The organism is Bacillus sp. I-2 (assembly GCF_001974945.1).
In the GTDB taxonomy this organism is placed as follows: Bacteria; Bacillota; Bacilli; order Bacillales; family Bacillaceae; genus Bacillus; species Bacillus safensis.
Genome location: NZ_LZRW01000011.1, coordinates 356188 through 369302, shown reverse-complemented (window position 1 = coordinate 369302; position 13115 = coordinate 356188). Strand labels below are relative to the sequence as shown.

The following is a 13115-nucleotide window of genomic DNA, read 5'->3' as shown; positions in this document are numbered from 1 at the left end:
AGCCTGATTAACAGACTCTTATACTTTACCTTTCATTTGCTTTAACCCTTTGCGAATTGTTTGCAGTGCATTATTAGCCCCTTTTTCATCACCGACCATTTTATCAATGTGCATATTCACTGAATAATTGTTCGTAACATTTTTGGACTCTAACACTTCAAATCCTGGAACTGAAAGTTTAGGGATAGCTACTGAAGAAGCAACGTTGTTAAACATACTTCGTATTGACTCGTAGCTCTTTGCTATTGCTCCCATACTTCGATCTTCTATCTTTGTTTCTCTAAGCAACTCGACAGCTTTAAGCATGTTAACTGAGTCTTGTTTATTAAGTACAATTTCTCCATCATCTACTACAGCTAATGCTCCTTGAGCTGGGACTTTACCAACTGATCCACCTGTCTTAAAACGAGCGATCTTTTGTCCAGTTGTATTACCCTTAACGACAACACCGAGAGCATTTGAAGCCTCTTTAAGCTTATCAATCAAATTGTTAGAGATAGACTTGCCAATTGACTCCATATTTGAATTGATGAATTTAGTGAACTCAGAAAGCTGTTTATTGATGTCACTGATCTTACCATTCATCAATTTTCCTTCTAAATCCTTGAACCCACGCTCATCGTTTACAAGATCATCATATTTTGTGTTGATTGATTTCTCATCTTTTTCAAGTTGATCTTGTAGCGCTTCTTTACGCTTTGAGTTTTCCCGATCTTTGAGGAATTGATCTAAATCAAGCTGTTCTTTTTGCATCTGTTCGGTAAGCTCTTTAACCTTTGACTTACCAAACTCTGAATCATCTAATGCGTATTGATTTATCTGATCTAGAAGCTTTTGAATGCTTTCCTGGCGATCTTTTAAATCTTTTTGGAACTTAGCTTCATCGTCTTCCTTGTCAATGCCATCAATGATATCTTGAGTAGCTTTACGATGAGCTTCAAGCTCAATATCGCGCATCTTTTCGTACATCTCTTTATAAATGGAGACAACTTCATCAGCAAGCGACTTATAAATATCCTTAATACTTTTCTTGGTCTGATAAAGCTCAAGATTGAAATCTTTTTGCTTATCTTTCCAAGATGAGATTTCATCCGATATTTGCTTTTGGATTTCAGGGAAACCCTTAGCTTCTTTCTTTTGTTTCTCTAAATCTTTTATGTACTTTGCAGCTTCTTTTTGTTGTTGCTGAATCAGCTTGATTTGCTGACTATAGTACTTAACTTTATCTTTGTCTTCTTCGGTTGTCTGGATCTTGATATCGACGTTCTTAAGCTTTGATTCAGTCTTTTTGACTGACTTATCAATGTTATTAAGAATTTGATCGGTTTTAGATTGAACAATAGTAGCCTGCAACTCATAAACCTGATCTTTGATGCTGATGAGGTCAAGTTTAGCTTGCTTTAATTCTTCACGTAATTGATCACGTTGAGCAGCGTTTAATTGCTTATTTTGCTTTAGCTCTTTGTTAATCCAATTAACCTTTTGAGTTTGTATCTTCTGTTGTGCTGACACTGCTTTACGTTGCTCATTTGTATATTTTCTAAACTGGGCACTATCATTGAGATAACGACTGGCTTTAGATTGGTTTTGAGCAACTTTCAACTCTAAATCAGACTTACGTTTTTCAAATTCATCAAGTTTTGACTGAACGATTTCATATTGTAGGTCTTGAATTTGGTCTTTGACAGAAGATAGGTCACCTTCAAGTCCCAATAAATCTGATTTAGCTTGTGAAATAGCTTGTTGACGTTCAGCTTCAGAGCTAGACAAATCTGAGCCGATTTGTTGCATATATGCTTCCGGATCAATTGGTTTACCGTTTTTCTCAATTTGCATATGAAGGTGAGTACCCGTAGAATGACCAGTACTTCCCATCTTACCAAGAGTTTGACCAGCCTGGACTTTCTGGCCAGCTTTAACTTTGAGTCCTTTTTGCATGTGCATATACTTCGCTACGGTACCATCATCTTGTTGAACAACTACCCAATAACCAGCAGATTTAGAGTATGCTGCAGTAAGGACTTTACCTGATTTTAGAGACTTGATAGGAGTACCAGATTTAGCTGCTAAATCTAAACCTTTATGTGGAGCAGAGCGTAAACCTTTTTCTTGTTGACCAAAGTGAGATGTTCTTCTCATTGAGTCATAGTAACTAGCAGCAGAACCGCCCCTGGAGGAAGATAGCGATCCACCCATTTGCTTAAAGTAGTTGTTTACTTTCTTAACGTAATTTTGCGTTTCTTTAATAGGTGGTACGCCGCCATACTTCGTTACATTACCAGGCCCCGCATTGTATGCCGCTAATGCCTTTTCAATTGACCCGAATTTATCAAGCATTTGTTTAAGGTACTTAGTACCACCCATAATGTTTTGATAAGGATCCCTAGAATTCTTAACTCCTAGACCTCTAGCTGTTGCAGGCATAAGTTGCATTAATCCTGTTGCGCCTGCATGTGAACGAGCATTAGGGTTAAAGTTGGATTCTTGTTTAATAACCGCAGCAATTAACGCAGCTGGAACATTGTATTTCGATGCAGCTTGATTAATAATGTTTGAGTATTTCCCTGAGTAAGAACCACCTGAAGCAGAATATGAAGAGCTAGAAGGAGAGTAGGATGAAGAAGAATCAACAATACCCGTTTGAGCAATGTAGCCAGATTTAATTTGCTCTTTAAGGAGCTTAATCTGACTCTTGAGAAGTTTTTCTTTTCGTTCTAACGCCTTGATTTCTTTCTTAATCGAATCACGATATTTCTGTGACCATTTAGGGTAATCGTTTGTCTTTCTATTTTGCTCTTCAATTTGTTTATTAACTCGCTCTAATGCTTCTTTATATTTGTCTGCAACATAGATTGAATCTTTTGTTGATTTTGAAGCTTTGTCAGTTGAGTCAGATAGATTTTCGTTTGATGTGCCAACTTCTCCAAGACTTGCTGATGCCAATTTACTGAAATCGTCCATCTCTTTTGTGAGATCAACAAGGCCTTGTAGCCTTTCTCTAGTTGCGTGCATTTCAGCTTTTTCTTCTGATAATTCACCCATTCCAGAAGTTTTACCAAGTTCTTTGTCAATGTCAGCTAAACTTGCTTTAGCATCCTGGAGAGTCTTAAGAGATCTCACTTCAAAACCATAGCCATTGATCTTCTTAATAGAGTTGTTTACTTCGTTCTTTGTTTGTTGGTTACTAAACTCAACCATATCTCTATACGCTTTAATCTTAGCGTCACGAAGTTTAACAACTGCATTTCTATTTATGCTTACAACGCCATTTTCAATTTTAATTGCGCCAATCAAATCTTTTTCTTTTTGCATCAGTTTTGTGGCTTCAGTAGCAGAAATGTTTTTACCTTCGGCCATCTTTTCTAACAAACCATTTAGAGGGGAAACTTGATCAGCAAGTTGATCATAGATATCTCCAAAGGCTTCAGGTAATAAATCAAACTGACCAGAAGATATAACGTCTTTAAGTGCATCTTTAATAGCATTGGTATCCCCTGCTGCTTCTTTAAGGCGACTACTTAAATCAGCAACTTTACTGCCTGTTTCGTCCACCGCATCGCCAAATTCATCATAGGTAACAGAGGTGTCATTAACTACACCCTTTAATTTGTCCATACTGATACTCATGATATCAATGCTTGAACCTGATACCTGGTATTTAGACAGGTATGCCTCTAAATCTTCTTTGGCTTTTTCAAACCCATCTGAATCATTATCATCTAATGCTCTTTGTAATGCATCTTGGATTCTACCTAAATTCTTTTCAAATTCCTCAACATCTTTAGGATCAGTCAATTCATCAAGATTAAGCGCATCAACAACCTGCTTAATTTGGTCTTTTAAACTCGTACTAATTGTTAATTTGCTAAACGCTTCAGCAGTTTCAATGATCTTATCTTTCATTTCATAAGAAGCGCTTACTACTTGCTGACGAATGGACTCCATTTCCGTTTTGATTTTAGCTCTATCAACATCTGTCTTAGATATAGGTGCTTTTGCATTAATGAAGGCATTATCAGATACAAATGGATTGTCTAAATCTTTTTGTTTCTTCTCTAATTCTTTGTTTAAATTTTTGATTTTGTTGATTGAATCTTGAGCAGTGTCAGAAGCTTTAACTTTAATCTCTTCTTTTTTTGCTTTGATTAAGTTTCTAACAGCTTCAGTTTCTTTATCGACTCGTTCAGCAGAAACAAGATGCGCTCTTCCTGTTGAGTCTACACCGGCCACAAGAGCAGGAAACATGTCAGCTAACTCTTGGGTTATCTTTAGATACTCTTGTTCATTTGTTGTTGTAAGGCCACCATCACGCCTAGATTTATCTAATTCCTTATATCTCTTGATTAGTTCTTCTGTTTGATCTTTATTAACTGTAAGAGCTTCAATATTTGTATTTTGGTTCTGTTCAAATTCTTCTCTAGCTTTTTTAGCGTCTGAGTATGCCCCTACAATCTTTTCTAGGGCTACTCCAATCAAAATTAAACCCGCTCCAACAACTGTTGCAGACATTAATCCTCTCCAAGCTACAGTCATAGCCTTTGTAGCTAGTGCCGCTCTAGACATCCCTGCTTCAACGCCTAATAAAGCTTTTTGACTTGCACTCAAAGCACCTACACCAAACACTAAGGCCGTCTGCATGGCTCTAGCTGTCTTACTAAACGCAAATACCGCTGCATTAGCTGTTAGGAAAGCTGTAGGGAGAAAACCAATGGAATTAACTACCCCTGAAATCGCAGCTAACAAGTCACCTAATACATCTGTAGCAGCAATTAGACCATCGCTAATAAAAGCCCTACTTGCAGCTTCAGAAAGCTCCACAAACTTATTGGAGAGATTGTTTAATCTAGCTTCTAATGATTGAGAATATTTTTCTTGCTCTCTCATCGAGCTACCTTGACTATTTATGGCCATTGAAGTTGCTTTAGTAGCTGTTTCCCAGTTCTCCATTAATGCTAAGAATCTTGTATTTTGGAATTGAGAAGCGATTGTGATACCTAATTGTTGCTTCTGAGCTTGAGACAGCGTTTTCCATCTTCCAGCTAGTTTCTCTAATATATCCGCAACAGGTATAGCTTCTCCACCTGCATCTTTAACAGCTATGCCTATTCCTTCTAAAGCCGAAACTGCTTGTTTGTTCGTTTGGATTCTAGCAAAAATGGTTTTTAATGCGTTACCTGTAACGTTACCCGACTCTTTTGTACTTGATTGAATACTTGCTGTATAGCCAAGTAACTGTTCCATACTTACACCATAAACTTTTGCTGCCGCTGCAGATTTACGCATTGACTGAGCTAAATCCAATGAAGATGTTTGGAAGTTGTTATCGACTTCGTTTAAAGCATCAGAAATTTTGAGGGAATCTTTTGAAGCTATCCCGAAGTTGACCATTGCTGATGTAAGAGCCTTAACGGTATCTTCGGGTTGAAGTTGTGAAATGTTTTGAAGGACTTGAGAGGTTTTAGTTAGGTAGAGGAGTTCGTCACCTTTATAACCTTGTCTGGCAAATTCAGATGTCATAGTAAGGACATCAGCGACTTTGTTAGACAGTTCATTACTTAAATCAATTGAACGCTGCAACAACTCATTAAACTTATAATCAGGAGCATCCATTACTCTTCGGATTTCAGTCATTTTCGAGTCAAGCATGATAGCATTATCGACCATAGCTTTTAGACCACTAACTGCCCCAAAGAATATCGATCCAGTAATTAAATAAGCTGGCATCCTTGCAAATGCTTCGCCTAACCTGCCGCCAAATGTATTAATGTTCTGAGCCGAATTAGTTACATTTGCTGAAAGCTCTCTGAACTGAACATTTAAGCTCTGCATCTGACTTTGAAGCTTTGGTGTTCGACTGGTTAACGCATTAACTGATGAGAGATATTGCTGAATTGCTTGTGAGTTTGTATCACTTATTGATGAGCTATATAGGGATGTTAATTTACTAGCTCTAACTGCAGCAAGTCGTTGATATAACTGAATTTGACGCTGTATTTCTTGAGTCTTGGCTACTGCTGCTGACTTATCATCTAGAAGCTTTATCTTCCCTCGAAGTGCTTCAATTTCATTTGCACTTTGAGCAAGATTTAGTTTCTTACCTAAAGATGTCAAAGTAACGTCTGATACTATTCCTTTTTGGCGTAATTTCTCCAAAGAATCATGTAACGTATCAACAGCTTTTCGCTGCTGGTCGTAATTAGTTACTGTTTTTACAGATTTTAAGCCATTTTTATCAGAAGCGTATGTAACATCATCAAAGCCATTTTTGTACTTTTCGACTTTTCCTGTTCTTCTGCCAGAGCCGTCAGTTTTATTTACTTCTTTTTGCTTCTGTCCAAGCCGCTCCGTAAGTTGAGTAAGCTTCGCTACTTCTTTAGCTTCTTCTCTTAAACTCTTTGTTGTATTATCAATGACTTTTCGGGTTTTTTCGTGGATTTCTCCATTTTGCTTTATTTTCTGATTGACTGTTTTAATTGATCCATCTGCATTTTTAAAAACAGTCTCGAACTCTTTAATTGTTGAATTGAAATCTCTTAAGTTACGTTGATTCTCTGAAAAACGCTTTGAAATATTTTCAAGACTCTTCAAGACATCTTTACCAAGATTGATGTCTAATTTAAGACCATTTACTTTGCCTTGTAACTGTTTAATTTGACTGTTTATTTGATCGACTGATTTTTTCGAGGTGTCAGCCATTGGTGTAACAATAATTTTTAATTGCTCACTCACTTTTACATCTCCTTTTGTAATAAAACAAAAATAAAAAAAAGAAACACCTCGAAAATGTAGTCGAAGCGTTTCTTTTCATTATTTTTTCGGTTTTACAAATACCTCAATATGCTTTCCCCAATCCCTGGGACGGTAAAGAACTTCATATTTAATGTCTTTGTACACTATCTCTGCTCCTGTTTGCAGAAACTTCAAAGGCCGACAAATTAGTAAGTCTGTGACATCTGGAAATCTACCTAAAGCAGACTGATACATCTTTTCGTCTAAAGGCTGGAATTCACATTTGTATGGAGTATATTTCTCTACCTTTTCCATGATTGGTTTCCCAGTAATCTCGTTAATCTTTCCACTTGGGACAGTTTCAATATCTATTTTGTAGAAGATTTTTTTAAAATTCATGATATGGCCTTTTACAGCAACTTAACTGTTTGATTGTTATTATTATAGTCATCCAACTCATTAATAATATAGGCAGGGATCGTTTCATGAAACGTTTCGTTGACAGCTCCCATAGCCTCTTTTTTAACTCCTTCGTATCCTCTCAGTCTAAATTTGAAAACTGCGATATTTAGAAGGGCTGAATATAATCGATTAGGGATTTCATCTAAATTACAATGATTTAGGATGAAGTTTTCTGCATCATTAATATAAAGCTGCAAAACGGCATCATCAACTTCTTCATCAATTAAAGTCTTAAAATCTTTAAGCTGATTCATTGTCTTTACCTACCATTTCATTCTCTTCAACTTTAGTTTTGGCTTTCTTAGTTTTTTTTTCTGTGTGTTTTTCATAATCCGAATTCTCAATAAGGTATTCATAATGATCCTCTGTTACATTCCATACCAAACCTGTAACTTTATTTTTGATCCACAAATATATCATGCTCCTTTGTTTTAAAAAAAGAGAGGGAATCCCCTCTCTTATCAATAGTTATCAAATTTAGCAGTTAATACAGCGATCCCCTTCGGTTTCGCCAATTTCGCTCCATAAACATTCAACCCTTTTACTGCATCCGCAAAGTGTTTTTCTTGACGGAATGATTCAACCTTATTAAGTTGTGAAGCAAAGGTAATTGCTGATCGATGACCTGCCATAATCTTATAGTTGCCACCCACTACAGGACAATTGTTAGAAGTGTAAACTTTTAAAGAACTAACATTCCCAATATATCCATCATATAGAACTTCAGGAAATTTAGTAAAACGTGCGTCTTTTTGTAGCATTCCATAACCCGCTTCTGGAATAACAACGAATCTATCTTTTTTAGGAACGTTTGCTTCAGATAGCTTTACGTCTAAATCAACCAAATGGTTATACAGGCTTCCTGAATGAACTCCTTGCGGTTCTGCATCAGTACCAATAATATTATTCTCATCTACTCCAGTGTACAAATTGGCGATAAACTTATCTACATTTTCAGCGATTCCGAAAGCAGCCTCTGTCATAGCTTCCGTTAGAATATTAATATTTGATTGAGCTGCAGCAATGTCTTCAACTTTAAAGTTAAAGAAATCTCTCTGATCAATTTTAAGCTCCATTTGTTCAGCATCAAGTTCTTCTGGGTCACCTACCCCATCCTTTTCTGTGTACTTTCCAATTGTTACTTTACCTAGCGTGTTCATCTTAACAGTGCTTCCGTATTTCACATCGCCTTGATAATCCGAATTAACAAGATTCCCGTACACTAAAGATTTTTTATACATTCTGTTTAAATTAGTTGACCAAACAACTGGGAAAAATTTTTCATATGCCATAATTTAATTCACCTTAACCTTTTATAATTAATTTTGTGATGTAAGAAGCTGAAGAACAGCTTCTTCATTTTCTAAATATTCTTTTTCAGACATGCTTTCTAACTGCTCAATAGTAAATGTTTTTGGTTGTTGTAGACTGCCTTTTGGATCAATGCCATCTTCTTTAAGTCTTTCTTTTGTCTTATTTTGCAAATGTTGATCGAAAACATCTTTGAAAGTGTTGAGATTAGCTTCTGTTTTCTCAGAATCATCAGATAGGAAAAAGTCAATTAATTGAGTCGGTAGGCCATCTTGGTGAGCCTTCTCTAAAGCTTTTTCTTTGATCTCCTTCATCTTGAGAGTTTTTTCTAATTTTTCAACTTTGATTTCAAGTGGATTTTTAGTTGGATTGAGTTCTTTAACCTTTTGATCAACTAGCTTATCCAAATTATTAGCTTTCCACGTTTCTAAACCTTTTGTAAAATGTTGATCTAAACGTGGTTGAAGAAATTTCTTTCCATCGTCAGTCTCTAAAAATTGCTTAATTTCTTCTAAATTCATATATATCACTCCATATAATTTGCCTTTATGTACTCGCCATAAAGTCTGTTTTGTTGTATGTTTAACCCACATTCATACATTCCTGCCCTAACCGCTCACAGGATTCCCAAATTTAAAGCATAATTAAAACCCTGTCGGTTCAACAGGGTCTTCATATGCTGGGATTACTAAAACATCTGCTTTATCAGATGTCGTATCTTTGCTGTTTTCTAGTTGTTTTTGGAGCTTTTCTAACGCTGCAGAAGGATTTGAGATAAAAGATAATCGAGCTAGAAGGTCTTCATGGGGAACTATTCCATTCAATGTAGCTACCATTTGAGCATTGGCAACATCATCAACTGGAACATTTCGTGTGAAGGAGATAGCAATATCTTTATAATCAAACTTCTCATTATTGATGTCTTTAAGCGCTAAATATTCACAGAAAAGTTTGAGCCTTGATTTTAACAACTGATCAAAATCTGACTCACTGATTGCTGACTGATTTTCAAGCTCTTGGAGTTTCAATCGTATTGTTACTCCTGAAGTGTTGCTTTGGAAATTCTCATTTAAATTAACCTGATGACTTTGAGCATAGATTTCATCTTGAAGCAATTGAAGTACGTCTTTTAAGAAAGTGGCATTGATGTCTTTTGTAAGCCATTCCACTTCAGAATTTGGATTAGGTAACTGAATAATACCGTTTTCTCGCATTTCTTTAGCGTCTTCCATTTTAATGTTACAGTTTTTAAAAACGAGATAAGAGTTTCGATGATCCATGATTTCTTGTGCTGATACCGATAGGATAGCATTGTAAATGTCGATAATCTTCATAATATCTTCAAATGTAGATTTCTTAGAATCGTTATTCTTTAGTTCTCTTACTGGACAGCGTGAAAACCTATGTGGCTTTTCTTGTAAAAGTTCAAAAGTTCCACCATTAATCTTATAATTTCGGAAATAGGTATCATCCCAAACATCAATGTACTCACTATCATCAAATTTAACTTTATATTTACGAACAGCTAAAGTAATCCTATTTTCAACAGAATTATCATGAAGCACAATCATTTCAGACGGATGATATACAGCACACTGAAAATCCCCTTCGCTATTAATAAAGCTAACCTCATATGCATGACCATTGATTGAAGATATGATTTTTAATTTAATGTTATGGTTGTGTTCCCATGTATTAAAGTTATAATCAATTAAACTTAAAAATTCTTTGTTGTCTGTTTTAGAGTTGTAACTTACTGGTTTACCCAACAAATATCCAACACTGTTTTGAACCATCTTCCTGCAATAGTTAAAGTAAACCCTCATATCATTTTTCATCGGGTCATTGGCAATACGTTTATGAAGAATGTCATGATCCCCACTATAGTATCGCCACTTTTTATCATAATTGGGTTTAGTCAATTTCAATTCATCTAGCAGCTTTTTTATAATTTCTTCTTTATCAAAAATACTCATACACCTCTTTAGAAGAACCAGTTTTTAGGTATTGATTTAACATACCCTACGTCTTCTACTTCATTTATCCTTTTAGACCATTCTGCGACTGCATCAGGAAAGTCGTCATAAGCAGAGAAATCCACTCCAGCGAAATCCTTGAGTTGTTGAATGGCCTCTTCATCCTCTTCATTAAAAATGATTCTTCCCATATTTACATCACCGACAATAGTGTTGATTCTGTCATCCTTGTTTTTAGTAACAGCATTATTCAACCACTCAATATTTCTGCCAGATAATACAGGATCTTTTTTAACTAGTTCTTGAAGTTGAATTACATCTGCTCCGTTGTACACGTTTTTCTCAATGTTGACAAAAGTAATGTCAGGATATTGTTTGAGTAGCTTTAATGTGCAAGCCATATAATCCTCATATTCACCCTTAAAGACAGTACCTTTACGAACGTATTTGATATTCATATCTGATATACTACCTACAACAAAAGCGTAATAGTCTTTTTTCTTCTTTTGTTTGTTTCGTGTTCCTGCTGGATCAATAGAAAGCATGGTTTTAACAAAGTCATGACTTTCAATTTTCTCAGCAGATTCAGTAATAATAGTTTTGAATTTCTTTTGTCCAGTAGAGGTGATAACACCTTGGACTTCCTGGTTATATGCAACTGGGTTTTCATAATAAGCAAGAGCCATTTCTAATGGGTTCCAGTAACTTTCCCACAGAATCGGAAATCTCATTTCCTTTTCATTTTGATAATAAAACTCTTTTGCATGTTGCAGCCTGTTCTCGTTTTTAGAATCTGAAAGAATGTCTTTAAATTCAGCCCATAGACCAGAATTAAACAATTCATCAATATCATCTACAAGAATCCCTTTTTCTTTACGAACCTTCCAGGTAGGTAACTTTTGAAGTCTACTGTAAAAACACTCTGGATGCTGAATTGTTCCACATCCAATCATAATGCCGCCTTGTCTCACCATTTCCCCATTTTCATCAAATTGTGGTTTTTGGAACGCAAAGTTAACATCTGAAGAAAAACGACTCCATTTTTTCTCTCTGTTTGCATCAGTAGCACAGTCGTCATTGTTTTGGTAATCATCTAAAATGGCTAACTCAATTCGAGTGTTTCCATACTTCCTACCCCTCATATCTGTTTTACTACTGATACTTTCAACCATCGTTCCATTTGTAAACTCAAGTTGAGATGAATTACAGATATATTTTTTGTTTGTGGGATCTAAAAGCTTGCCATAGCAAGACTCAATATAAACGTTGCCTACAAAAACTTCTTTGATTTGCTTAATAAACTTTTCAGCAAGGTCACCAGTCGATGAGCATACTAATGTGAAAATTCTAAGCTTATTTGCAACAGAAAAAGAAACAGCTGGCAAGTTTGCGAAGGCGCTTTTACCTGTTCCCCTCGGAAGAATATACGATTGCTTATCATGTGTATTACGCAAAAGCATTCCTTCAATGTCTTCCCATATCTCTCTATGAATAGGAGCTATTTCAGACGTATCAGGTGCTCTAAATGTATCTTGCAGGAAAAATAAACAGAAGAATTCAAGATTTTTCTGACCTAATTCCCAAGCCAATCCATGATAAGTGAATAAATCTTCTGAACGTTTCACTTTGTACCCTGCTATCGTTTAAGAGGGCATTTTCTCAAACAGAAAGGTGGGGGTTAAAGCCTATCTGCTTCTTCCTAAGCCACGTTATCTACTTCAAGATATATTTTGTATCAACTGTTCTATCGCTTCTATAACGAGCTTTAAACACTTTCTAAACGATCGCACTTTTTCATTCTTTGATTCATTAAGAGATAAAGCGTTTATATAGGTATGCCTTTTCAACCACTCCAATTATATCTTTTTATGCATTTATAAAGGTTATCTTTTTATTTAATAAACGTTTATAAATATCTATATACCTTTATAAACATTTATGTTATAATCAAAATACAATAAAAGAGAGGTGATCCATATGACACAAAAAACATTCGGTTACATAAGAGTTAGCTCAAAGGATCAGAACGAAAGTAGACAAATTGCCAATATGACTAAAGAAGGCATTGCTGAACGTGACTTATTCATAGATAAACAAAGTGGAAAGAACTTTGACAGACCTTCTTATATAACTCTTAAGCAAATGGTTCGACCAGGAGATACAGTTGTCTTTGATTCAATTACTCGGATGGGTAGAAACATGAAGGATACTTTAAAGGAGTATGATTGGTTCGTAGAAAATGGAATCAAGCTCCGATTTATTAAAGAGCCAATGATTAACACTAGTGAGGATCAAGATGACATTCTAAAAGAAGCCATTCAAAAGATAGTATTAACACTTCTTACAGCCTTCGCTGAGAAAGAAAGAGATGATACAAGGGAGAGACAAGCGGAGGGAATTAAAGTTGCTAAGAAAGCTGGAAAGCATCTTGGCAGACCTAAAATGAGCTATGGCACTCTAACTAAGGAACAAAAGAACACACTTGAAACAAACTATCCTAAATGGAAAAGCTCTGAGATTACAGGCGTTCAGTTTGCTGAATTACTGCAGCTTAAAAAGAATACTTTTTATAAAATCATTAAAGAATATGAAAGCAAACAGGAGCAACAAACCCTCTCTATGGTATAATATAGATGA

Annotated in this window: 9 protein-coding genes; 1 reads left to right on the top strand and 8 read right to left on the bottom strand. The window is 35.6% G+C overall.

The window, feature by feature from the left end; translation table 11 throughout:
* Positions 1-18: 18 nt before the first annotated feature.
* The 8 genes from BAE31_RS05275 to BAE31_RS05245 all read right to left on the bottom strand — a co-directional run bounded on the left by BAE31_RS05275 (position 19) and on the right by BAE31_RS05245 (position 12103).
* Positions 19-6729 (bottom strand): phage tail tape measure protein, encoded by a 6711-nt coding sequence (locus tag BAE31_RS05275; protein WP_076839660.1) that lies wholly within the window; start codon positions 6727-6729, stop codon positions 19-21.
* A 78-nt stretch (positions 6730-6807) separates the two neighbouring features.
* A complete protein-coding gene (locus BAE31_RS05270; protein ID WP_008359184.1) occupies positions 6808-7128 on the bottom strand; it encodes a phage head completion protein in 321 nt (106 codons plus the stop codon).
* An 11-nt stretch (positions 7129-7139) separates the two neighbouring features.
* The gene (locus BAE31_RS05265) at positions 7140-7445 is read right to left on the bottom strand and encodes a head-tail connector protein (RefSeq protein WP_076839658.1); all 306 of its coding nucleotides are present in this window, start codon (positions 7443-7445) and stop codon (positions 7140-7142) included.
* The gene (locus tag BAE31_RS19580; protein ID WP_170871271.1) at positions 7432-7602 is read right to left on the bottom strand and encodes a hypothetical protein; all 171 of its coding nucleotides are present in this window, start codon (positions 7600-7602) and stop codon (positions 7432-7434) included. The genes BAE31_RS05265 and BAE31_RS19580 overlap by 14 nt, the downstream gene beginning before the upstream one ends.
* Positions 7603-7652: 50 nt before the next feature.
* A complete protein-coding gene (locus BAE31_RS05260; protein WP_076839656.1) occupies positions 7653-8483 on the bottom strand; it encodes a phage major capsid protein in 831 nt (276 codons plus the stop codon).
* Positions 8484-8510: 27 nt separating this feature from the next.
* Positions 8511-9023, bottom strand: a complete 513-nt coding sequence (locus BAE31_RS05255; protein ID WP_083703971.1) for a DUF4355 domain-containing protein — start codon at positions 9021-9023, stop codon at positions 8511-8513.
* A gap of 123 nt (positions 9024-9146) precedes the next feature.
* Complete coding sequence (locus BAE31_RS05250; protein ID WP_076839653.1) at positions 9147-10478, bottom strand: phage portal protein; 1332 nt, start codon at positions 10476-10478, stop codon at positions 9147-9149.
* A gap of 8 nt (positions 10479-10486) precedes the next feature.
* On the bottom strand, positions 10487-12103 hold the full coding sequence (locus BAE31_RS05245) for a hypothetical protein (protein ID WP_249895840.1): 1617 nt from the start codon (positions 12101-12103) through the stop codon (positions 10487-10489).
* Between the two features lie 352 nt (positions 12104-12455).
* Between BAE31_RS05245 and BAE31_RS05240 the strand changes: the two genes are divergently transcribed.
* Positions 12456-13106 carry a recombinase family protein gene (locus BAE31_RS05240; protein WP_076839652.1) on the top strand — a complete coding sequence of 217 codons (651 nt, stop codon included), beginning with the start codon at positions 12456-12458 and terminating at the stop codon, positions 13104-13106.
* Positions 13107-13115: the final 9 nt, after the last annotated feature.